Here is a 21,664-nt window from a genome sequence, read left to right as displayed (position 1 = left end):
GGATGGTCGGCCGGCCGGCGCGCGTCGTAGCCCAGCTCTACGGCCAAGCCGGCCGGTCGATCAGCCGGCCCGTTTCAGCCAACCTTCCCGCAGATTTGCCTGGCAAATCTGCAAGACTCAGAATCGCCGGGCGCACCTATCGCTTCGCCCTGGCGAAGCGGTGCGGCCGGTGGGCCGGGCATCTTTCCGCCAGGATCAGAGGCGATCGGCTCGGACGTACCAAGAGGTATGCCCTTCGCCAATCGCCTCTGCCCTGACAAAAACCTGCTCCGGCAGAATGCTTCAATCTAACCCGGAAAGGCTCTAGGGCCGGCGATCGTCGATCTTAGACGTTGCGGAGCACTCGCTGCGCTGGCAGTGTTGCGGCGTGCTTCAATTTCTGCGGCAGGCTCCGGCCCGACTTTTCGGCAAGCTCATAATGAAAGCGCTCATCAGTTTCATGATCGTCATCGATCGTCCGACAGCCGCTTCCTGACCGATGGAACTGGCGGCGGACAAATGGGATGACGGGATCCGGCGGGGCGCTACGGCGTCGTTCGCGCTGCATGCCATCGCGATCCTGCTCCTGCTGCTGCTATTGCCGAAGGCCGAGCCGCCGCTGCCATTGCCGGATGACGGCCTCTCGGTGGAGATCGTTCCTCAGGCCGCGGAATCGCTGAAAATGCCTGAGCCGACCAAGGCGCCTTCGCCGGAACAGGCAAAGCCCGAGGCCGCAGAGCCTGAAGCCGAGCCGGCTGCGCCCATTTCGAATAATCCGCCTGCTGCGGCAATGCCCTCCGCGGCACCGATCACTGCGCCGATGCCAAAGTCGGCGGAATTCGTCGAGGCAAGGCAGTTGTTTTCCGACAAGGTCCTTGCCGATCCACGCAGCCGCCGCGCCCGCGAGGCACTGCGTGGCCTTGCCGGCAGCGAGCGCAATCTGCAGCTCTGTGATCTCGAGGCGCTGGAGCAGGTGCGCCGGGCGCAGCCGGCCATGGCGCCCGATACGCTTGCGCCCTATGCGATGGCGGCGGAGAAGGTCAGTGGCAATAGGGTCGAGGTGAAGGGCGGCGCTTTCCGCAGCAATCGCAAGTGGTACAACATTCAGTTCAAATGCGAGCTCGATGCCGGCTCCGGCGAGGTTATGTCCTTCGCCTTTCTTGTCGGCGATGCCATTCCGCGAGATGAATGGCAGGAGCACAATCTGGTGGCCGAGGATGGAGCCGCCGACCAATAACTCTCGTCGCTGCTGCGATCACGCGGTTTTTTTCTTTTGTGGCTTGATGCTGCCGGCTTTAGGGGCCACATCGCTGCTGTGACAGAAGAAGACGTGGAACCGGCGGAAACGCAGCACGAAACGGGAAGGCAGCGGCCTGAAATCCGCTGGGGCGTCGTTGCGTCCGTTGTTGTGCATATTCCTATCGTTGCTCTTCTGATTTTCGGGCTGCCGAAGATTGAGCCGAAGCCTGTTGAAGACGAGAGCGTGAAGGTGGAGCTCGTTCCGCCGCCGGAGGAGAAGAAACCGGAGCCCAAGGAAAAACCACCGGAGCCGAAGCCGCCGGAAGAAGCCAAGAAGGAACCACCTCCACCTCCACCGCCGCCTCCGCCACCATCGCCACCTCCGCCGGCCATCAAGACTCCCGAGCAAGCCAAGCCGAGGCCTATGCCGACTCTGAGCCCTGTCATCGAGTTTGGCGACAGGAATAGCGGCCCCGAAAAGTCGTTGGCGGGAAATTCTCCTCAGGGCGAAACCAAACCCGCAACAACTCCGCCGCAGCACGATGCCGAACCGGCGCAGATGCCGACAAAGGCTGCTGCAGAAAAACCAAAAACTGAAGAGCCTCCGTCAATGCCGGTGCCAGACGATGTGAAGCTTCCTGAGGTCGCGACGACTGACGTTTCCCCAGAGCGTAATGGGCCGCCGACCGACGTCTCTGGCGAAGCCAATACAAGTATCGAGGAGGCCAAGCCGCCGGAGCAGCAGACCGCTGAGAAGCCGAAAGTGATAGCTAAGGACGATCTGCCCAAGGCAAAAACGCTGTTTTCACGGACGGAAGATGGCAGTTTGTTTGCGCAAACTGCAGTCAATGGTCTTCCGCGCAAAGAGCGAGTGGCCACGCTTTGCGCTACCGAGCTTCAGGGCCAACTCGTTCACGGTTCACCGAGTTATCTACCGTTCGCATTGCCTAGTTTTGGGTTGCGAACCGGTACCATTCTTGATGTGAAGGATGCTGCCTTTGGCACGGTCAAGGGCTGGTACCAGGTTCGTTTCCGTTGCGAGGTGGATGAGGAAGCCACGAAAGTCGTATCGTTTGCCCACGAAGTTGGTGKATTGATCCCCCGCAGTCAGTATGCGAAATATGAAATTCGTGACTAGTCCTAGCGATCCTGGATTGCGTCTCATTCGGGAACAAGCCACGCGCAAGGAACCGCACCTAGCCTTTTCTCATGGCCGTGATGATTCCGGTGAAGAAGAGGACAGATGATATGTCGAACGAGATTGAGCGTTTTTTTGAACGTCAGGATGAAGCCGTGAGCGCGGTGTTCCTGGAAAACAAAGGCGATGAGCTGACCGATATTCTGGTGGCTGCTCTGGAAGAGGCTTTCGAAATCCTTCTCGAAGCCGCGCCCGCCGAAACCGTTCATTGAGGTCGCAGAGGGCCCGCTCAGTCTGCCAATGTGTGCTGACCGATCGCGCCGCTTGCGGTGCCCCGCCTTGTCGGGACAATGCGCCAGCATCAATGGCCTAGATATCATGTCGATTTTCCAAGAGGATCAACCACCCTCAGCGGGCGCGCTTGATGCCCGTCTGGCCGGTTACCGGTTCGAACGCGATGCGCTCGGCCGTTCCGCCGCGCGCGTCTTCCGGCTGGAAGCTCTCGGGTTGCCGACGCTTTATCTGAAGGTCGAAGAGGCTGGTCCCTTCGGCGAACTCGCTGACGAAGCAACCAGGCTTCATTGGCTCAAGGCTTCCGGTCTGCCATGTCCCGATATCATCGCAGAGGACAGTGACGGTGTGCACAACCGGCTGCTGATCAGCGCGTTGTCCGGGAGTGACCTCGCCAGCGCATCGGCGCTGACGCCGCTTGCGCGGGTCGAACTGCTGGCTGCGGCACTCCTCGATCTGCATCGCCTGCCGATCGCATCCTGCCCCTTCGATCACCGCCTGAAGATGCGTATTGCGGCGGCGAAAGCACGGATGCAGGCCGGCATCGTCGACGAGACCGATTTCGATGAGACGCGACTTGGAAAGAGTGCGGAGGCTCTGCTTGCCGAACTCGAAAGCGGGAGGCCTGGCCGCGAGGATCTCGTCGTTACCCATGGTGATGCCTGCCTGCCGAATTTCGTCTTCTCCGAAGACGGGTTTTCGGGCTATATCGACTGCAGCCGTCTCGGCGTCGCCGACCGCTATCAGGATATCGCGCTCGCCTGCCGTAGCATCGCCTACAATTTCGGCGAGGCGCTGGTGCAGCCCTTCCTTGATCGCTATGGCATGTCGGCCACGGATCCTGCAAGGCTCGATTATTATCAACTGCTCGACGAATTCTTCTAAAGCGCGTCGCGATCTTTCAGATTCGCCCTCGCGCTTTAGGTCTTTATTTTTACGCATGTCGTTGTCGCAAAACCGCTGCACACTTTTGCGCGACCTGCTTTAGGCAGGCATCCTAGCCGCCACGATTGCGTCATCTCACGGCGGCTGGCAGAGTGACCGGCGATCGGATCTGCGGGCAGATAATGGCGAAAAACCAGTTCAGGATGTTGCGCTCGGCGCTGGCTGGCGTCGAAGCGGTGGAGGCGGAAACGCACCACAGCTTTGCGCGGCATACGCATGAGCAGTTCGGCATCGGACTGATATCCGCCGGGGCGCAGTCGTCGCTCAGCGGCCGCGGCATGGTGGAGGCTGAGGCCGGCGACATCATCACGGTCAATCCGAACGAGGTGCATGACGGCGCGCCGATCGGCGAGGGCCGATCCTGGCGCATCCTCTATTTCGATCCGAGCATCGTCAGTGGCCTGTCGCAAGAGATCAGCGAAGACGGGGCAGGGCGATCGGAAATCCCGCATCCGGTCATCCGCAATGCGGCGATCGCCGCCCGTTTCGAGACGCTGTTTCGTACGGTGACCGGCGATGGAGCGGCGGATGGGCTGCTTTGCGAGGAACTGCTTCTGCAGCTCATCGCCGATGTCATGCGCGAGCGCTGCGGTACCGAAGAGCGGCCGCTGGTGCCGGCGTCGATCCGCGCGGCCCGAGACCTGATCGACGACGATCCGCTTGCCGCCGTCTCGCTCGCCGATCTCTCCAGGAAAAGCGGGCTCAGCCGCTTCCAGGTGCTGCGCGGTTTTGCCAAGGCAACGGGCTTGACGCCGCATGCCTATCTCGTCCAGGCCCGCATCCATATCGCCCGACGGCTGATCGCTCAGGGCATGCCGCTTGCGGAAGCGGCTTTTGCCAGCGGCTTTGCCGACCAGAGCCACATGACGCGGGTCTTCGTGCGCAAATACGGTCTGTCGCCGCGCCTTTATGCCGGCGCCTTTCTCTGAGCGTCTGCAATTTCGTTCAAGACCCTGATCCATCCCTGCTGTTTTCTCGGCGCATCCAACAGGAGACGCTGAATGTCGAGGCAGGTTCAAGGTTATCTCTATCTGGCGCTGGCGATGCTGACGGTCGGAAGCACTGTGATCGCAAGCAAGCTGATCGCGTCGGGTCTGCCGCCGTTCAGCGCCACCGCATTGCGCTTCGCCATCGCCTTTCCGGTCTTACTCCTGTTGATGCGGGCGACCGGCGCGCGGCTGCCGAGGTTTTCCCGACATGACCGGCTCATCCTCATCATCCAGGCCGGGGCCGGCAGCGTTGGTTATACGACGCTGCTGATCTCCGGCCTCAGCCTGACCTCGGCCGCCAATGCCGGCGTCATCATCGGCACGCTGCCGGTGGTTTCGGCCGCAATCTCCATCCTGCTGCTTCGCGAACGGCCGCAGTGTGCCCTGCTTCTCGCCGTGGCGCTTGCGACGGCGGGCGTGCTGTCGATCGCCTTCACGCCGGATGCGGCAGGCGGATCATTGGCCGGCAATGCGTTGATCTTCTGCGCCGTCGTCTGCGAGGGGTTGTTCATCCTGCTCAACAAAAGACTGAACACCGTGATTGCGCCGCTTGCGCAGTCGACGCTGATGGCCGGCATCGGTTTCATCGTCGCCGCTATCCCGGCTATTTTCGAAGCGCCTTTCGCACATGATATTTCCGCAAGCGCTGTAGGCGCCGTCGTCTATTATGCGCTAGTGCCGACCGTCGGCGGATTTTTGCTCTGGTATGCGGGCGCAGAAAGGGTGAGCGGCACGGAAGCGGCGCTCTTCACCGCGCTGGCTCCGGTTTCCGCCGTCGTGCTTGCCTTCATCATCCTTGGCGAGCCGGTTGGGCTCCACCAGTTCGCCGGTATCGCCTGCGTGCTTGCGGCCGTGCTCGGTCTTGCTTTTGCCGGGAGCCGTACAGTGAAACTTGCCAGCGGGAGATAGATCATGCAGTTCAGCCATTCCGATGCCATGTGGCAGGCCTTTCCGGAGCTTCGCGCCGGCGCGCTGCATGCAGGAGGGATCCGTGCGGATGCCGATGTCGAGGCGGCCATCGCAGACTTCAACGCAATCGCCGAGGCCCGGCTGACGCAAGCGCAGGAAGGCGAATTCCCCGAAATCCAGGCCTGGCGGCGCGGCTTTTCCCGCATGGGCCTGAAGCCGACGCAATATCGCTGCGCTTCCGAGGCGCTACTGCGCCGCTTCCGCCAGGAACATGCGCTGCCGCGCCTGCATCCGCTCATCGATCTCTGCAATTCGATTTCGCTCGCCTTCGCCATTCCGATCGCCGTCTTCGACACTGAAAAGATCGCTGGCGATCTCCAGGTCCGGCGGGCGAGGGGTGACGAGACCTATCTGACCTTTGGCGGCGAAATCGAACATCCCGAGCCGAACGAAGTGATCTTCGCAGATGCCGGGGAGAACGCACATGCACGGCGCTGGACGAACCGGCAGAGCGGGCTTTCGGCGCTGCGGGAGACGACGCACTCGGTGCTGATCGTTGTCGAGGCCCTGCACGTCTCCGCCGGCGACGACATCGCCAGGCTGGTCGAAACAGTTGCGGATGCGCTTACGCGGCACTGGCCGGCGGCGCCGAAAACGGCGAGGCTAAGTCCGGTATCGCCGCGTTTCGAGTTCTAAGGGCGCAGCATTTCAGGGAAAGCTGCGTTCGAGGCCTTGGGCCGGCCGCATGCCCGCCCTATCTCCATGCGATCGATATCTCCTGGAGACGAACCCCATGTCAGATAAGTCGTTCAAGATTCCGGGGCCGGATCATCCGATCACCGTCGAGCACAATCCCTCCCGCGTCGTCGTCACGCTCGGCGGCAAGACGATTGCCGATACCCGCGATGCGCTGACGCTGTGCGAGGCCTCCTATCCGCCGGTGCAATATATTCCGCGCAGGGATGTGGACATGTCGCTGCTTCAACGCACCGACCACAGCAGCCATTGCCCCTATAAGGGCGACGCTTCCTATTACAGCATCATTCCGGGCGGCGAGCGCTCGAAGAATGCCGTCTGGACCTACGAGGCGCCGAATGCCGCGGTCAGCAGCATCAAGGATCATCTCGCCTTCTATCCCGACCGCGTCGACGGTATCGAGGAGATGGCCTCTCCGGAAGCCGGCGCCTTCTGACGGTACGCATGACACGGAAACCCGTTCCGGCGGAACATGTTGTCCGCCGGACCGTTAGGATCACCTGGAGCATTTCTGTTTCTCCGAATCACGGAAATGCTCTGGCTTTTTTTGTGCAATTCCGGATGCAAAACCGCTGCGCACTTTGCCGGAATTGCTGCAGGGGATGTGTCGTGCCAAAATTCTATTTTCAGCTCTTCGATCGTGATGGCGCCGGGACGACCGAGACGGCCTATGATTTTGAATCCATCGAAGCTGCGAAAGCCGAGGCACGGCGCGTGTTGGCGGAGATGGCCACCGAAGGCTTGCCGGCGGCACCTCTGAATATGATGTCGGTGGAACTCTTCGATGAAAGCCGGCGACCGCTCGCAGAAATCCGGCTGATTCTCGAAGAAATTGCAAAACAGCCACGATAGGCACGCCGACCTGTGAATGCCTGTCGATCAAGCCAAAGCAATCAAAAAACTATGTCAAATTTAATTGCCGGCTATGAAGGCGGGTCTTAGCGTCGCGCCAATCGACCGAGTCGGATTGATGCGTAGGAGTGACCGGCGGCAGCCCTTAAACCGCAGCCGCTATCGTAAGACGTCGAGCCATTCATTGTGGAAGATGAGGCTGGCAACCGTGACCGGATCGCCGCTTTCGTCGCGAACGGTGATGGCGATCGTCATGCGATCGCCCGCCGGCAATTCGTCGCGGGCCACATCCAGCAGGATGCGGGTCAGCTCTTTCGGAATGTCTTCACGAGATTTGAGCTCGGTGCCGTGCTCGTCGCGCGTGGGACCTTCCCCGTTGTGTAGATCGAAATAGTAGCGAGCCATGTTCTTTCCTGCGCGTCACAGGAGAAATCACAGATGAAGACAATTGTTCCAGAGGCTRAGCATTGATTCTTATAGAAAATACAGGTCGCATCGAAATGGTCAGGAACTCTTGCGATATCGGCGGGCAAACCCGTGATTGAATCCCTGCTGCTGAATCTTGGCAGCCGCGATGTTTTGTCGGCGGAAGAGGAAAACCGTCTCAGAGCGATCATCGTCAAAGACAGGTATTTTGCTGCCGGGGAGGATCTCGTCTCCGAAGGGAGCAGGCCGGGTTACAGCACGCTGCTGCTCGATGGTTTTGCGGCGCGCTACAAGGTGATGGCCGATGGCAGTCGCCAGATCACCGCACTGCATGTCGCCGGCGATTTCGTCGATCTGCATGCTTTCCCGATCAAGAAGATGGATCACGGCATCGTTGCGCTGTCATCCTGCCATGTTGCCTTCGCCGATCACGCCGACCTCAGGGCGATCACCGAACGCATGCCGCACCTGACGCGGCTGCTCTGGCTCGACACGCTGGTCGATGGCGCCATCCACCGCGAGTGGATCGTCGCCATGGGCCGGCGCTCCAAGCGCGCTCATATTGCCCATCTCGTCTGCGAACTCTTCGTGCGGCTGCAGGTGGTGAAGCGGACGCGCGGCGCAAGCTTCCAGTTTCCGTTGACGCAGATCGAGATGGCCGACGTGCTCGGCGTTTCCGTCGTCCACCTGAACAAGACGCTGCAGGCGCTGAGGCGCGAGGGCGTGTTCACCTGGGAGAACCGGACGATCACCATCGTCGATTGGGAACGCCTGCAGGAAATCGCCGAATTCGATCCCGGCTATCTCAGTATTTCCAGGGAACCGCGCTAAACGTCGACGGTTCTTGCATATGAAGAGGGCTTTCAACATGATCCCGGTCGATAGTCATTTGCTGGGATCATCCACACCATGAATAATCTTCAAGCGGTCGATCTCAACCTCCTCGTCGCCTTCGACGCGATCATGGCGGAGCGCAGCGTCACCCGGGCCGGCGCCCGCATCGGCCGCACCCAGCCGGCGATGAGTGCAGCACTTGCCAGGTTACGGCAGCTTTTTCAGGATGAGCTCTTCGTGCGCAGTCCGAGCGGATTGGAGCCGACACCGCGTGCGCTCGATCTGGCCGAGCCGATCGGAAAATCTCTGCGGCATGCGCAAGAGGCGCTGGCTTTCAGTGGCGTCTTCGACCCGCGGTCGTCATCGGCTTCGTTCCGGCTCGGTCTTTCTGAGCATCCAGCCTTCGTGCTTCTGCCGAAGCTGCTGGCGGCGATCAGGCAGGCCGCGCCGAATATCAGTATCGACGTCAAGGGTTTCGTTGCCCGCGAAAGAGCGGTGGAAATGCTCGATGCCGGCGAGGTGGATGCGGCGGTCGGCGTGCCGGTTTCATCCTCGCCACGCATCCTTTCCCGGCTGCTTTTCGAGGAGAGCTTCGTTTCGATCGTCCGCGCCGATCATCCGGCGGCGGCAAGGGGCCTTGATCTCGAAACCTTCGTTGGTCTCGACCACCTGCTCGTATCACCGGAAGGCGATCGTTATGGCCATGTCGACCGGAAGCTTTCGGAATTCGGTCTGCGCCGCAGGCTCGGCCTGACACTGCCGCAAATGTATGCGGCGCCGGCGATCGTCGCCGAGACCGATCTCGTCGCCACGCTGATGCGCGGCATCGTCGAGGTCTCGGACAGCCGCGCCCGGCTGTCGATCCATAAGCCGCCGATCGAGCTGCTGCCGGTCTCCTTTGCGCTGTCATGGCATCGCCGCAACGATTCCCATGTCGGCCAGCAGTGGTTCCGCGAACTGATCCGCTCCGTCGCGGCCGCGAAACAGGATCAGTCCGAGGAATTGCGCTGATCCCGCCTTTGGGATCAGCCGGCTCGTTTAGGGTCTGACCAGTGTCTTGCCGCGGGCGCCGCCCTTCGACAGCGACCGCAAAGCCTCGACCGTGCTTGCAAGGGCGAACTCCTGGCCGATGACGCTGTGGAGAGGACCATCGGCGGCAAGTGCTGCCACTGCGGCCAGGCGGCCGGCATCGCTCTCATGAAAGAGAAACTGCGCATCGATGCCGCGCGCCTTCGGCCCTTCGGTGTCGAACGGTGCCGAAAGGCCGATGAGCTTACCGCCGGGGCGGATGATGCCGAGCGAGCGCTCCAGCGTTTCGCCGCCGACCGTGTCGATCACCAGGTCGACGGCCCCAGCGAAGGCAGTAAAATCCTGGTTGCGATAGTCGATCACCTCGTCAGCGCCAAGCGAGCGGACGAGGTCGAGATTGGCCGCAGAGGCTGTCGCCGTCACATACGCGCCGGCACGCTTTGCGAGCTGAATGGCGAAGCTGCCGACGCCACCGGCGCCGGCATGGATGAGCACCGATTGACCGGGCTGGACCGCTGCGGCCTCGAACAGCGCCTGCCAGGCGCTGGCTGCAGCGGTCGGCAGGCCGGCGAGGCTTGCGAGCGGCAGATCGGCCGAAACCGGAACGACCAATCGAGTAGGCACCGCCGCCAGTTCGGCAAAGGCGCCGCCGCCCGCCGGATCGGTGCGCGCGATCACCCTGTCACCCGGCCTGACGGTGGCGACAAGCGGGCCGGTYGCAACCACCGTTCCGGCGAGATCGGTCCCCAGCGTATAGGGGAAGGCGAGAGGGAAGAAGTCCTTCAGATATCCGGCAAGCAGCTTGTTATCCATTGGATTGAGGGCGGCTGCCTCGACACGGATGAGCACCTCGTCAAGGCCGGGTACCGGCTCGGGCACATCTTCGATCCGGATATCGTCGATCGCGCCATAGGCATGGATGCGGGCGGCCTTCATCACGCGCTCTCCGGATGAAGGGACGTCGTCTTCGGCGGCCAGGCGCCGAGCTGGTGCAGCATGCCGAACCAGTCCTCGAGATGCCAGGTGTGGGAGATCCTGTCGCCTTCGAAGCGGTGGAATTCATGGAGCGCGATCTCGATTCGGCGGTTCGTCGCCGGAATGCCGAAAAGCGCGCCGCGCTGGGTGCCGATGATACGGGCACGGACGCCGGCGCGGTCGTTGAAGCCGATCACTTCGTCGACTACGATCTCCACATCCGGCAGGGATTCGATAAAGCCGAGGATGATCGGTTTCAGTCCAGCTGGCCCCGGACCCTGGCCCGGTGCCAGCGGAATATCCTGCCAGTCTGATGTGACGGCCTCGTCGAGAAGATCGGGATTTTTGCGCGTGAAGGCGCCGTAGAAGGTTTCAAGCGTTGCATGCTGACCTGCAGTCAGTGCGCTTGCGGTTGTATCGAAGGTCATCGAGAGCCTCTTTGTTTATGACAAGAGGAGGTTAGGGCATGCGGCCGTCATATCGGAAATCGATATAAGATATAAACGATCATTGATAATTGATATGCCGACGGGCTGAGACCAATACAAACCGGCGGCTGCTGCGCATTGCGATTGACAAATCGTCCATTCGGGCAGAACACCGCTCCGACCTTCCTAAACTCCTTATAAAGGCTGGCGCGACCGCAGCCGGCCGGTGACATCGCAATGGACATATCCCAAGGACCGGGGAGCGTTCTTCGCCACCCCGGCTATCTGAACTTCGCTGCCTCCCGCGTTTTTTCCTCGCTCTCCTTCCAGTCCATTGGCATCGCCATGGGATGGATGATCTACGACCAGACGCACAGCGCCTTTGCGCTCGGCCTCGTCGGCTTCTGCCAGTTCCTGCCGATGGCGGTGCTGACCTTCGTCGTCGGCCATGTCGCCGACCGGTTCGACCGGCGGCGCATCGGGCTTGTCTGCCAGTTGGTCGAGGCGGTGACGGCGCTGGTGCTGGCGATCGCCACCTGGCAACAATGGCTGACGCCGGCCGGCATCCTCGCCGCCGTCACGGTGCTCGGCGCCGTCGTCGCCTTCGAGCGCCCGACCATGGCGGCGCTGCTGCCGAACATCGTGCCGGCCTCGATGCTGCAGAAGGYGGTCGCAACCYCTACCTCGATGATGCAGACGGCGCTGATCATCGGCCCCTCGCTCGGCGGCCTGCTTTATGGCCTCCACCCCGTCGCGCCCTTTGCTATAGCAGCGCTGCTTTTTGCCGTTGCGAGTTTCAACGTCATCTCGATCCGGATGCAATGGAGCCCTGCCAAGCGTGAGCCGGTGACATTAGCCTCGGTCTTTGCCGGCGTCTCCTTCATCCGCAGCCGGCCGGTGATGCTCGGCACGATCTCGCTCGATCTCTTCGCGGTGCTGCTCGGCGGCGCGACCGCGCTGCTGCCGATGTTTGCCCGCGATATCCTGCATGCCGGTCCGTGGGGGCTCGGCCTGCTGCGCGCGGCGCCGGCGATCGGCGCGCTCGCCATGTCGATCGTGCTTGCCCGCCGGCCGCTCGAGAGCAATGTCGGGCGCAAGATGCTTGCCGCCGTCGCCGTGTTCGGCGTCGCCACCATCGTCTTCTCGCTGTCGACCAATATCGCGCTTTCCGTCGTGGCACTGCTTGTCGTCGGCGCATCCGATACGGTGAGCGTCGTCGTGCGCAGCTCGCTGGTGCAGCTGCTGACGCCGGACGAGATGCGGGGTCGTGTCAGTGCCGTCAACTCGCTGTTCATCGGTACCTCCAACCAGCTCGGCGAATTCGAATCCGGCATGATGGCGGCAGCGCTCGGGCCGGTCGCCACGGGCTTTGTCGGCGGGCTCGGCACGATCGTCGTCGTGCTCCTGTGGATGCGGCTCTTCCCCGATCTCACCAAGGTCAAGACGCTGCAGGGCTAGTGCATGCATGACGCGTTGAAAGCGGCGACCGCTCCCGTTAGGTTCGGCCCGAAACATCATTCGGCGGAGCCGCGCGTGACGACAAATTTTCTATCCTATGTGCTTGCGGCGGTTTTCACGTCGGTGCCGGCCGTGGCCCTGGCCGAGTGGCAGGCGGTCGAAGAGGTGCGGCCCTATTCGATATCAGGCACGTCGGGGGCCGGACTCTATGCATCGATCGGCGAGCGTGGGCCGGAGGCGGGCGGCTTCGGCCGGGCAATCGCGCATACGACGTTCAAGCTGACCTGGACCAGGAAATACGAACCGCAGGGAAATGCCTGCGTTATCGTGACCAACCGGCCAAAGCTCATCATCACCTATACGCTGCCGAAACCATCTGCTGCGCTGCCAGCCGCCGTGAAGAGCAGCTGGGAGGCTTTCATATCAGGCGTGCAGGCGCATGAGCGGGTGCACGGCGAGACCATCAAGGAGATGGTCAAGGAAATCGAGGCGACGAGCATCGGCCTCACCGTTGCTGATGATCCTGATTGCAAGAAGATCAGGATCGAGCTGACCCGGCGGCTCGGCGAGATCTCCCAAAGACAACGCCAGCGCGGCCGTGACTTCGACAAGATCGAAATGGGTGACGGCGGTAATATCCAGCAGCTCATCCTCAAGCTGGTCAATGGGCCGTGATCGCCAGGAAGTTGATAAGGGCACGCGGTTAGCCGCTCGGCAGCGGACTGGACCCGCTTGGCAAGTCTCCTATCTCTTCCATGATAACCGGGCGCAGATGCGCAGAGGAGGAGCGAGATGTCCTATGTCGATGGTTTCATCGTGGCAGTTCCGAAGGGGAATATCGAGGCCTACAAGGAATTCTCGACCTTTGCCGGCTCGATCTGGAAGGAATATGGCGCGCTCGAATATGTCGAATGCATCGGCGACGACGTGCCTTACGGCGAGTTGACCTCCTTTCCCCGCGCCGTGCAGGCGAAGGAGGACGAGGTGGTGGTGTTTTCCTGGATCGTCTACGGCTCACGCCAGGAGCGCGACGATATCAATGCCAAGGTGATGGACGATCCGAGGCTCAAGGACGACCAGTGGCAGATGCCGTTCGACGGCAAGCGGATGATCTACGGCGGCTTCGAGACGCTGCTCAGGCTCTGAAGCTTGACTTCCAAACTCTGCCGCCGCTCAGGAATGACGATGCGCATGCAAGACTTCAGGCGAGCCGTGCGAATGGCAGGATGCTTGGCCTCCCATGTTCCCTTCTGCCTTGCACGAGCGCATAATCGCTCCGCGGGGCTCGGCAGGCCGCCGGCTGCCACCGTGGGGGGACGGACATGCAGCGACGTGATTTCATCAAGGGACTGATCGTGCTTGGCGCCTGTCCGGCCTGTGCCGGTGCTGGCTTTGCCGCCGAAGGTGCGCATTGGAGCTATGAGGGCCAGTCGGGCCCGGACCACTGGGGCGCGATGGCGCCGGAGAATACCGCCTGTTCAGCCGGTTCGCAGCAATCGCCGCTCGATCTGACCGGTGCTGTCAAGGCGGAGCTTCCGCCCATTGCGATCGACTGGAAGGCCGGTGGCAGGATCGTCAACAACGGCCACACGATGCAGGTCAACATGCCTGGTGGCAGCAGGCTTTCGCGGGCCGGTAACAGCTACGAGCTGCTGCAGTATCATTTCCATGCGCCGAGCGAACATCATGTCGACGGCAGGAGCTTCCCGATGGAGGCGCATTTCGTCCACAGGCACAAGGAGACCGGCACGCTTGGGGTACTTGGTATATTCGTGACACCGGGTGCCGCCAATCCCGGCTTCTCGCGGCTGGCGGCCGCCTTTCCGAAAACGGCAGGCGGCGAAGCTGCGGTCGATGTCGACCCGAACGGCCTGCTGCCGAAAGAGCTCACCTATTGGTCCTATGAGGGGTCGCTGACGACGCCGCCTTGCAGCGAGATTGTCGATTGGATGGTGCTCAGGCAGCCGATCGAGGTCGACGAAAGGGATATAAGAGCCTTCACGACGCTCTATCCGATGAATGCCCGGCCCGTGCTTGCCGCCAATCGGCGCTTCATCCTCTCTTCTTTCTAAGCGATCATCGACTTGCCCACGCAAGTTTGACTTGCCCACGCGAGCTCGACTTGCACACGCGAGCTTGACTTGCACACGCGAGCTTGACTTGCGGCAAGCAGCGCGCCAACTCGCGAGACATGTCATCTCGAAGTGGGAGAGCGCCTTGCCCCAGACGATCCTCACCCTGTCCACACGCGGACAGGGCCTTTACGAGTTCACCCACCAGGCGGAGGCTTTCGTCAGCGCGTCGGGGCGGGAGGAGGGGCTTCTCACGGTCTTCGTGCGCCACACATCCTGTTCGCTGTTGATCCAGGAAAATGCCGATCCTGACGTGCGCACCGATCTTCTCTCTTTCTTCCGCCGCCTCGTGCCGCCGGCCTCCGATCCTGACATGGACTGGGTCGTACACAGGGCCGAGGGGCCGGACGACATGCCGGCGCATATCAAGGCGGCGCTGACGCAGGTCTCGATCGGCATTCCTGTTGCCAGGGGGCGGCTGATGCTTGGCACCTGGCAGGGTATCTATCTCTACGAACATCGCGACCGGCCGCACCGGCGCGAAATCGTGCTGCATCTCGGCTCATGAAAGGGTTAATTCCAAATCCGGATGATCATCCGGATCTAAATCGAAGAAGGAGAGCATGATGTCGTCCGAAAACCGCTTACGCTTTTCGGCATCATGCTCTTTGAATGCAAACTGAATGCCCGGTTCGAACACCGTTCAGTTTGCGGCGGTTACTGTCGAGACAATCCCTGAGGGGAGAGCTTAGGTAATACCAATCGACGGAGAACCCCATGACGCATTTCCTGACCAAGGCTTCGCTTGCCGTATTGCTCGCCCTCTGCTCCATTCCCGCCACTGTTTCCATGGCCGCCGCCGCCGGACCGCAGACAAGCTTTATCGTCGAGGCACAATACCATCATCCGATCCGCGGCTGCTCGCCGATGCACGCGGTGCGCAAGGCGCGTGATTTCGGCCTGCACAGAGCCCATATCACCCGCATGTCGCCGCGCGTTGTCGTCGTCGCAGGGCGCGACCGCCGCGGCTGGGACAGGATCACCTTCGCGAATGTCCGCGGCTGCCCGCTGATCCGGCGCTGAGGACTGCGGCCGGAGGCGCCGATGCGGCGCTTCCGGTCCGTTTTTGCCTTGACGCTGACACTTTCCGCCGTCTCTTCTCTGACCTGTATGAGTGATTCCCAAATGACGCTTCGGCGTAATGCGGACTAATGGGAGGGCGGCTTGACCGGCCCGACTTTCAAACGAAAGGTTTTTCGATGATGCAGTTTCTGGCAAAGGCGGGTCTTGCCGCCATGCTGACAGCCGGTACCCTGGCCGGCACGGTGGCCCCGGCTGCCGCCCAGTTGAATATCATTATTGGTGAGCCGGACCGTGGTCCGCCGCAGGATTACCGCCGTCCGCCTCCGGGTTATGACCGTCCGCTTCCGGGCTACGGCCGCCCGTCGCGCGGCTGCAATCCGCAGCTCGCCGAAAACCTTGCTCGCGATTACGGCTTCCGCCGCGCCCGCGTCGTCGACATCACGCCGCGCCGCGTCATCGTCCAGGGCTGGACGCGTCGCGGCCCCGATGAGATGAGCTTCGGCAATGTGCGCGGTTGCCCCGCCCTACGCCGCTGATATCAAGATAGAATACCGCCTCGTCTCCCCGATGTGACGGCACTGCATAATTCCCTAAATCGGAATCGATTTAGGGATAAAATTATGCAGCAATTGAAAGTGTTACAGCGTCCTTTGCGCGTCTGAAAAGACGCGCGGCGCTGTAAAAACCGCCTTTGCCAGTCTCCCCGGATCGGCAAGGGCGGTTTTCTTTTTGCGCTCAGTCTGACTGCGCTCTTTCCTCCGGCATTCATCGTGGGTCTTGTGCCACGGCTGTCCGATTGGCGCCAATGGCTGCCACTCACCCTAACCCTCTCCCCGCAAAAACGGGGCGAGGGGACGTGCCCTGGAGGGGCTGGTGGGGAACGGGGAGGGTGCGGCATGGTCCCTTCGCCCCGTTTACGTGGAGAAGGTGGCGGCAGCCGGATGAGGGGTCGGCATCGGCRTTCTCTCGGGCCGAGGCGCAGAAGATGACATTGAACCGAGCGCCGTGCGCCTGAAAAGACGCGCGGCGCTTTCATTTTACTGCTCGATGGCAAAGGTCACGGTGACGCTGACATTGTAATTGTTCTCGCCACTCTGGACGGGAACGGCAGCGTCGGAGGCCTCCTTCATCATCGTGGCGCGATAGACCGGCTGCGGCATCGCGCGCGGCACATTCTCGTTGATCTCGAGAATGCGGCCGAGCTTGACGCCGGCGGCTTCACTCAGCGTCTTCGCCTTCTTGACGGCACTGGCGACAGCATTCTTGCGTGCCTCGTCGATCACGGCGTCCGGCTTGTCGTTGGTAAACTGGATATCGCCACCCTGGTTGATCCCGAGGCTGACGGACTGGTCGATCACCGCGCCGAGCTTGGCGAGATCGCGCAGCTTGACGGTGATCGAATTGATGGTCTGGTAGCCGATCAGCTGCGGCTGCTGCTGCTGGCCGTCGACCGGCTGCGGATAGTTGTATTGCGGCTGGATGGAAAAGCCCGAGGTCTGCAGATCGCGCTCGGCGATCCCGCCGCTCTTCAGCGCGGCAAGCACGTCGTTCATCGCCTTGTTGTTCTCATCGAGCGCTTCGCGGGCGGTTTTCGCCTGTTTGACGACGGCGAGATTGACGACGGCCATATCGGGAGCGATGGACGATTCGCCATCGCCGGTCACCGAAATCACCGGCTCGCGCGGCTTCATCTCCTGCGCGAAGGCGGGCGCTGCGGCGATGAGCGGCAGCGCCAGAAGGGCGGTCATCAGGACAGTTCTGGTATAGTTCGGCGCCATGTTTTCATTCCTTGGTTGTCGTTTCCCTGAACAGCTTTCTGTCGGTTGATTGTGAAGCTATTGCGGCGGAAAAGACAGGCGCATGCGTAACGGGAGAAAAATGTGGGGTAACGAGGAGAGGGGGCTCACACGGCGGCACTGATCATCATCACAATGCCCGGATCAGAAACGCCGGACACCGCCAAATAATGCTCCTCTCCGCAGACTGACTTGGCAACGCGACCGCTTCCCAAATTCTGCAAACCTGATAGCAAATACGGCGGGTTAAGGAACAAGCGGCGGCCGCGCTACTGTGGCCGACAAGGGGGCAGCATGCGCTTCATGGCAATTCTTTCGATCAGCCTCGCCATCGGTTTGGCGGGGTGCTCTCAAGTGGCGGAAAAGGCGGAGAACGCCGCCAACCGCTCTTACACCAGCTATGCGCTGGGCAAGCCCTATACAGAGGTCGCCAATCTTGGCCAGTCGCCAATGGCGCGGCTTTCCGGCTCCGAAGCGACCTTCGGGCCGATGATCGGCGCAACGCCCTTGAAGAACGGCATGACGATCTACCGGCATATGGCGCCCGGCGCTCAGACCGAGACCGGCACGAATTTCGCCGGTCTGGTCGGCAGCTCCACGATTTCGCAGAACAACCGGCTTTCCTATTTCCTGGTGGGCGCCGACGGGATGGTCACGGATTGGGCCACGGGCTCCGCGCAGGGCAGCGCCAGCGACTGCGTGCAGTATATCGGCGGCATCATCAACCGCTGCAACAATATGCGGCAGCTCCAGGCTTCGCTCGCGCTCTATGACATCAGGGTGGCGACCAAGGCCGGCCAACCCATTTCCAGCTGGGGCGAACCAGCCGCACCCGCAGTCAACTGAGGATGCGCGCCAGCCGGGATGAGGTTACTACCTTACCCGGCGGCGAGCGGATGCCTTGGATGGCCAAGCATGTCGTGCAAATGTGTGGAGCGGTTTTGCGATAAAGAGATGCGCAAAACCAAAGCTAAAGCGGGGCAGGGAATCTAAAAGATCGCTACGCGCTTCAGGCGCCGAAATCGTCCATGAAGGATGGGTGGATGGCGGGCTTGCGCTCTTCGCGTGCGTCGCGAATGCGCTGGGGAACCGCACCGAGACCAGCGACGAAGCGGGTCAGGAGATTGCGGTTGAAAAGTTTATGTATGGCACTCATGGCAGTTCACTCATTCTTTTTTTTGTTAGCGGGCAGCATATATTTTGCCCAGGCTGCCGTAACAATGGGCAATTTAGCATGACAGTTATGCGACAGTGCATGGCTGGAGAGCGGCTGGCCTAAAAGGTGATCACATTGGCGTTAGAACGGGCCGCCGAGAGCGGTCTGGCGCTATAAATCCTCGTCTGCATTCGCCGTGGCGTGGTAGATTGCCCGCTTGGGGTGAAACCATGCCCTTCCGAAGGAGAAGCTCAGATGAACCGATTTTTCGCATTTGTCGCGACCGGAACGCTGATCAGCCTTGCCACGATCATTTCGGCTTGCACTTCGTCCGGAAGCCTCGACCAGACTTCGTCGATCGGCGGAGGTTATTATGAGAGTCAGCCGCTTAATCCGGCGTGTGGGGGTGGGTTCAGGCCGAGCGATGGGCGTTCTTGTAGCTATTAGAAATGTGCACCGATCGGGCATGATGCCGTCGGACGAAGTCGTGTGCTACTGGCCATCGCCGGAAGCGAACTATCGCGGCAATCAGACTTCTAATTTCCCAGCGCTAATAGCTGCATGGGCGATCATTGCCGAATCCATCGCGGCAGGCGGGCCGAAGGGCAAAGTCAGCGCTATGAGCGGTATAGCCGATCGAGCCCGTTTGTATCGAGTCGTTTGAGCTCGTGCTGCAGGCCGATGCCGACATGGCAATGACGAAGACGGCTGTCATGGCCCCCAATAGTTTGCGAGTTTGAAGCATCTCCTCACTCCTCACTGTCCAAAGTGTCCGTATAATCCTGGCAAGTAGGGTCATGGGGCGTCCTGATAACTGTCGTTGTCGATCAAGATTTTGTTATTGGCTGAAAACCCCTTCGCCAGCGCTCGCTGCCACGATCAAGGTTGCGTGGCAACGCCTACAGATGTCGTTTGTTTGGCGCCTCGCATCCGGGTCGARCAAGACCGGTAAGCACGCCATCCCGGCGCCCACGGCTGGCCTATAGGGGTGCCGTAGGGTGGGTTTCACGCCTGTCGGGCACCCCGCACAAAACGCCACGGCATACCCTTTTCGCCCGAAACACAACTGTTGCTCATCTCATGAGATCGTCGACAATTTCATCCAAGCGCTGCTGTCGACGCTCTTCAGTCGAGTACCCCTTTAGGGAGCCATAAACCTCGCTCTTTAGTATCTTCCAATCCTGCATTATGATCTTGTCGGCCAAAAGCCAATCGTGAGCCGTTAGAAGCGCTAGCTGGAGACGGGTGATTAGGCCGTCCTCTTCCTTGATTTTACCGGCTAGGAAGTCTTTCCGCACCGTGCGTTGCATTTCGATTTCCTGCACTGTCGGGGGGAACGAGCAAATGCTGGCCCAGTCCGACAGGCGATCATAGATTTGTTGCCGGCGTGCAGCTTCGAGATGACTGATTGCCTCAGCAAATAGGGCTGCAGCAATGTGCGTAGTCGCTACCTCCTTCGGTGTGCTTTTGCGTCCATTCTGTCGGATCGCATCGCGGACACCAGAGTGTTTGGGAAGATGATCGTTCTCGAGCAGCAAAGTCATCGCCATGACTTCGGCAAGAACTTCGTTTTCGTACGAACGCTGTTTCCACCATCGCAGGATCATTGGATTATCTTTTGTCCGCAGTTCGTCGTTAGCCGTCGCGTCGCCCAGTGTTGGGCAACGACCGTAGATCTTCACACCTTATACATACCTTGCTTTCACGCGGACAAGCCGGACCGGTGTACGGCGTGGTGAATCAACTGGTTTGCCTCACCAACAATCCCAAATTGGTCGTCCACAACCCCGCAATGATCGTTTCGGCGTCCTGAACGCCTCGCGGAGATCTATCCGTTTCGACGAGGTAATCGGTTTTCTTAGAAAAATGGTGGGTCCGGAAGGACGCCAACCCCCAACCAAGCGGTTATGAGTCGCCGGCTCTAACCATTGAGCTACAGGCCCTTGGCGCCGGGTCGCCGGCGCTTGGGTGCCGGGCCAATGGTTCCCGCAGCTCGGGTTCCGCTCTAACGCAAATCCAGAGGAGCCACGATCACTTCGGCCCGCACGTCGTCCGGAAGCCTCGACCAGACGTCGTCGATCGGCGGTTATTGCCGGGAGGAGCTGCCGCTCAACCCGGCGTGCGGCGCGGGTTCAGACCTAGCGACGGCCGCTCCTGCAGATATTAAAGGCCTGCTCGGGCTGATCCACGGCTAAGTCGGCTTCACCTAAAGAACTAGGCGTGGCGACATGGCCGCGCAAGGCATCAACTATCGATGATCTAGCCACTGCTTGCCAATTCACCGAAGATGGAAAAATAGGGTCACGCCGCTCGACGAGCGGATAGCGCATGCGTTCGAGTTACCGGGAGCCTACATGCTTCATATCGCTAATATTGCGCCACMTCGGCTCAGGCTATGGACGCGCGCTTCACGAGAATGGCGCCATGGTGAGCCCGAGCTTCGGATCCTCGATAGATTATGCCGTCGGGGCCAGACTGCAATCGATATAGGTGCGAACTACGGTGTCTATTCCTGGTACTTGACCAAGTATGCGCGCGATGTCGTCGCCTTCGAACCTCAGCCTCACATGGTCGCTTTTCTGAAGGCTGCGCTTGGTTCGTCGGTTCGGGTCGAGCAGGTCGCACTTTCCGACAGCGCTGGCGTTGCAACGATGCGGATCCCCAGTGATCAGCTCATGGATGGCTGCGCCACGATTGAGGAGCAGAATACGCTTTCGACGCAAAATGTTGAAGAAATTTCCGTTCCAACCCGGCGCCTGGATAGCTATCAGTTCGGCCCTGTAGGCTTCATTAAGATCGACGTTGAAGGGCACGAACTAAAAGTACTCAAAGGCGCGCAGGCTATACTGAACCGGGATCACCCAAACCTGCTCATCGAAGCGGAAGACCGACATCGACCCAACGCTGTCGCCAGCGTGATCGACTATCTTAAGCCGTTTGGCTATTCTGTATATTGCCTGAAAGATCGAAAATTTCGTTCCCTGTCGATCGACGAGGTCCAGAAGGGCTCTTCCGGAACGCCTTATAACTACGTCTTTTCTATCCGCAAGGATCTATAAAGCGCCTTTCGTGTGCCCCGTGCCCACCACCCCTTCATCAGACGCTGTCATGGCGGCAGCCGATGTTTCGCCCTATATCGCCCCTATGGCCCAATCCATGAGTGGCTTTCCATGGACCGAGCGAGCGGAGATTGCAGTTGGGCGATTGCGGCCAACTGCCTACAGCCGGCGGCTCCGCTCTCCCTTCTGACAAGCATCGCCGTGCCGAAAGATGCGGATCAAGGCTGCCTCGGCCACGCTTACAGATGTC

At 60.7% G+C, this 21,664-nt stretch carries 29 protein-coding genes; 21 read left to right on the top strand and 8 right to left on the bottom strand.

What is annotated here, in order from left to right:
* Positions 1 to 478 precede the first annotated feature (478 nt).
* The 9 genes from AC1ECN_RS09035 (at position 479) to AC1ECN_RS08995 (ending at position 7,098) form a co-directional block, all read left to right on the top strand.
* Complete coding sequence (locus AC1ECN_RS09035) at positions 479 to 1,216, top strand: DUF930 domain-containing protein (protein WP_130672917.1); 738 nt, start codon at positions 479 to 481, stop codon at positions 1,214 to 1,216.
* A gap of 36 nt (positions 1,217 to 1,252) precedes the next feature.
* On the top strand, positions 1,253 to 2,356 hold the full coding sequence (locus AC1ECN_RS09030; protein WP_477952775.1) for a DUF930 domain-containing protein: 1,104 nt from the start codon (positions 1,253 to 1,255) through the stop codon (positions 2,354 to 2,356).
* 110 nt (positions 2,357 to 2,466) lie between these two features.
* On the top strand, positions 2,467 to 2,628 hold the full coding sequence (locus AC1ECN_RS09025; protein ID WP_018074046.1) for a hypothetical protein: 162 nt from the start codon (positions 2,467 to 2,469) through the stop codon (positions 2,626 to 2,628).
* Between the two features lie 106 nt (positions 2,629 to 2,734).
* Positions 2,735 to 3,532, top strand: a complete 798-nt coding sequence (locus AC1ECN_RS09020) for an APH(3') family aminoglycoside O-phosphotransferase (protein WP_130725880.1) — start codon at positions 2,735 to 2,737, stop codon at positions 3,530 to 3,532.
* 182 nt (positions 3,533 to 3,714) lie between these two features.
* Positions 3,715 to 4,521, top strand: a complete 807-nt coding sequence (locus tag AC1ECN_RS09015; RefSeq protein WP_130661985.1) for an AraC family transcriptional regulator — start codon at positions 3,715 to 3,717, stop codon at positions 4,519 to 4,521.
* Positions 4,522 to 4,593: 72 nt separating this feature from the next.
* On the top strand, positions 4,594 to 5,490 hold the full coding sequence (locus AC1ECN_RS09010; protein WP_130661984.1) for a DMT family transporter: 897 nt from the start codon (positions 4,594 to 4,596) through the stop codon (positions 5,488 to 5,490).
* A gap of 3 nt (positions 5,491 to 5,493) precedes the next feature.
* Positions 5,494 to 6,186, top strand: a complete 693-nt coding sequence (locus AC1ECN_RS09005) for a B3/B4 domain-containing protein (protein WP_130661983.1) — start codon at positions 5,494 to 5,496, stop codon at positions 6,184 to 6,186.
* Positions 6,187 to 6,283: 97 nt separating this feature from the next.
* Positions 6,284 to 6,682: a DUF427 domain-containing protein gene (locus AC1ECN_RS09000; protein WP_003541590.1), complete on the top strand. Its 399-nt coding sequence runs from the start codon at positions 6,284 to 6,286 to the stop codon at positions 6,680 to 6,682.
* A 173-nt stretch (positions 6,683 to 6,855) separates the two neighbouring features.
* Complete coding sequence (locus AC1ECN_RS08995) at positions 6,856 to 7,098, top strand: DUF6894 family protein (protein WP_018242968.1); 243 nt, start codon at positions 6,856 to 6,858, stop codon at positions 7,096 to 7,098.
* A 159-nt stretch (positions 7,099 to 7,257) separates the two neighbouring features.
* Here AC1ECN_RS08995 and AC1ECN_RS08990 read toward each other — a convergent pair whose 3' ends face one another.
* Positions 7,258 to 7,503: a DUF6894 family protein gene (locus AC1ECN_RS08990; protein WP_024319582.1), complete on the bottom strand. Its 246-nt coding sequence runs from the start codon at positions 7,501 to 7,503 to the stop codon at positions 7,258 to 7,260.
* Positions 7,504 to 7,635: 132 nt separating this feature from the next.
* Here AC1ECN_RS08990 and AC1ECN_RS08985 point away from each other — a divergent pair, with 132 nt between their 5' ends.
* Both AC1ECN_RS08985 and AC1ECN_RS08980 read left to right on the top strand, forming a co-directional pair.
* Positions 7,636 to 8,355, top strand: coding sequence for a Crp/Fnr family transcriptional regulator (locus AC1ECN_RS08985; protein ID WP_024319583.1), 720 nt, complete (start codon positions 7,636 to 7,638; stop codon positions 8,353 to 8,355).
* A 78-nt stretch (positions 8,356 to 8,433) separates the two neighbouring features.
* Positions 8,434 to 9,369, top strand: coding sequence for a LysR family transcriptional regulator (locus tag AC1ECN_RS08980; RefSeq protein WP_024319584.1), 936 nt, complete (start codon positions 8,434 to 8,436; stop codon positions 9,367 to 9,369).
* Positions 9,370 to 9,396: 27 nt separating this feature from the next.
* Here the strand turns inward: AC1ECN_RS08980 and AC1ECN_RS08975 are convergent, their stop codons facing one another.
* The gene (locus AC1ECN_RS08975; RefSeq protein ID WP_024319585.1) at positions 9,397 to 10,323 is read right to left on the bottom strand and encodes an NADP-dependent oxidoreductase; all 927 of its coding nucleotides are present in this window, start codon (positions 10,321 to 10,323) and stop codon (positions 9,397 to 9,399) included.
* The gene (locus AC1ECN_RS08970) at positions 10,323 to 10,790 is read right to left on the bottom strand and encodes an ester cyclase (protein ID WP_018074056.1); all 468 of its coding nucleotides are present in this window, start codon (positions 10,788 to 10,790) and stop codon (positions 10,323 to 10,325) included. Before AC1ECN_RS08970 ends, AC1ECN_RS08975 begins: the two co-directional genes overlap by 1 nt.
* A gap of 237 nt (positions 10,791 to 11,027) precedes the next feature.
* Between AC1ECN_RS08970 and AC1ECN_RS08965 the strand changes: the two genes are divergently transcribed.
* The 5 genes from AC1ECN_RS08965 to AC1ECN_RS08945 all read left to right on the top strand — a co-directional run bounded on the left by AC1ECN_RS08965 (position 11,028) and on the right by AC1ECN_RS08945 (position 14,888).
* Complete coding sequence (locus tag AC1ECN_RS08965; RefSeq protein ID WP_477952768.1) at positions 11,028 to 12,248, top strand: MFS transporter; 1,221 nt, start codon at positions 11,028 to 11,030, stop codon at positions 12,246 to 12,248.
* 3 nt (positions 12,249 to 12,251) lie between these two features.
* Positions 12,252 to 12,923, top strand: coding sequence for a DUF922 domain-containing Zn-dependent protease (locus AC1ECN_RS08960; RefSeq protein ID WP_197727412.1), 672 nt, complete (start codon positions 12,252 to 12,254; stop codon positions 12,921 to 12,923).
* A gap of 117 nt (positions 12,924 to 13,040) precedes the next feature.
* A complete protein-coding gene (locus AC1ECN_RS08955) occupies positions 13,041 to 13,394 on the top strand; it encodes a DUF1428 domain-containing protein (RefSeq protein ID WP_024319588.1) in 354 nt (117 codons plus the stop codon).
* A gap of 176 nt (positions 13,395 to 13,570) precedes the next feature.
* A complete protein-coding gene (locus AC1ECN_RS08950) occupies positions 13,571 to 14,320 on the top strand; it encodes a carbonic anhydrase (RefSeq protein ID WP_024319589.1) in 750 nt (249 codons plus the stop codon).
* A 145-nt stretch (positions 14,321 to 14,465) separates the two neighbouring features.
* The gene (locus AC1ECN_RS08945; RefSeq protein WP_024319590.1) at positions 14,466 to 14,888 is read left to right on the top strand and encodes a secondary thiamine-phosphate synthase enzyme YjbQ; all 423 of its coding nucleotides are present in this window, start codon (positions 14,466 to 14,468) and stop codon (positions 14,886 to 14,888) included.
* On the opposite strand, the gene AC1ECN_RS08940 is transcribed toward AC1ECN_RS08945, so the two are convergent.
* Positions 14,883 to 15,020: a hypothetical protein gene (locus AC1ECN_RS08940; protein ID WP_164582155.1), complete on the bottom strand. Its 138-nt coding sequence runs from the start codon at positions 15,018 to 15,020 to the stop codon at positions 14,883 to 14,885. The two genes, AC1ECN_RS08945 and AC1ECN_RS08940, sit on opposite strands and share 6 nt — an antisense overlap.
* A gap of 77 nt (positions 15,021 to 15,097) precedes the next feature.
* Between AC1ECN_RS08940 and AC1ECN_RS08935 the strand changes: the two genes are divergently transcribed.
* The gene (locus AC1ECN_RS08935; RefSeq protein ID WP_024319591.1) at positions 15,098 to 15,403 is read left to right on the top strand and encodes a hypothetical protein; all 306 of its coding nucleotides are present in this window, start codon (positions 15,098 to 15,100) and stop codon (positions 15,401 to 15,403) included.
* 176 nt (positions 15,404 to 15,579) lie between these two features.
* Positions 15,580 to 15,939, top strand: coding sequence for a hypothetical protein (locus AC1ECN_RS08930; protein WP_018074063.1), 360 nt, complete (start codon positions 15,580 to 15,582; stop codon positions 15,937 to 15,939).
* A 501-nt stretch (positions 15,940 to 16,440) separates the two neighbouring features.
* Here AC1ECN_RS08930 and AC1ECN_RS08925 read toward each other — a convergent pair.
* A complete protein-coding gene (locus AC1ECN_RS08925) occupies positions 16,441 to 17,181 on the bottom strand; it encodes an SIMPL domain-containing protein (RefSeq protein WP_130661980.1) in 741 nt (246 codons plus the stop codon).
* Between the two features lie 312 nt (positions 17,182 to 17,493).
* On the opposite strand from AC1ECN_RS08925, the gene AC1ECN_RS08920 reads away from it, so the two are divergent.
* Positions 17,494 to 18,045: a hypothetical protein gene (locus tag AC1ECN_RS08920; protein WP_130661979.1), complete on the top strand. Its 552-nt coding sequence runs from the start codon at positions 17,494 to 17,496 to the stop codon at positions 18,043 to 18,045.
* Positions 18,046 to 18,208: 163 nt separating this feature from the next.
* Here AC1ECN_RS08920 and AC1ECN_RS08915 read toward each other — a convergent pair whose 3' ends face one another.
* On the bottom strand, positions 18,209 to 18,355 hold the full coding sequence (locus AC1ECN_RS08915; protein WP_003561157.1) for a hypothetical protein: 147 nt from the start codon (positions 18,353 to 18,355) through the stop codon (positions 18,209 to 18,211).
* Positions 18,356 to 18,610: 255 nt separating this feature from the next.
* Between AC1ECN_RS08915 and AC1ECN_RS08910 the strand changes: the two genes are divergently transcribed.
* A complete protein-coding gene (locus tag AC1ECN_RS08910) occupies positions 18,611 to 18,802 on the top strand; it encodes a hypothetical protein (protein WP_018074065.1) in 192 nt (63 codons plus the stop codon).
* 103 nt (positions 18,803 to 18,905) lie between these two features.
* Here the strand turns inward: AC1ECN_RS08910 and AC1ECN_RS08905 are convergent, their stop codons facing one another.
* Entirely contained in the window at positions 18,906 to 19,100 is a 195-nt protein-coding gene (locus AC1ECN_RS08905; RefSeq protein WP_018494925.1) for a hypothetical protein, read from the bottom strand.
* Between the two features lie 328 nt (positions 19,101 to 19,428).
* A complete protein-coding gene (locus AC1ECN_RS08900; protein WP_245483795.1) occupies positions 19,429 to 20,037 on the bottom strand; it encodes a hypothetical protein in 609 nt (202 codons plus the stop codon).
* 672 nt (positions 20,038 to 20,709) lie between these two features.
* On the opposite strand from AC1ECN_RS08900, the gene AC1ECN_RS08895 reads away from it, so the two are divergent.
* Complete coding sequence (locus AC1ECN_RS08895) at positions 20,710 to 21,414, top strand: FkbM family methyltransferase (RefSeq protein ID WP_477952762.1); 705 nt, start codon at positions 20,710 to 20,712, stop codon at positions 21,412 to 21,414.
* Positions 21,415 to 21,664 lie beyond the last annotated feature (250 nt).

It is taken from the genome of Rhizobium sp. 01N447_2, assembly GCF_056399245.1.
This window is presented reverse-complemented; position numbering and strand designations above follow the sequence as displayed.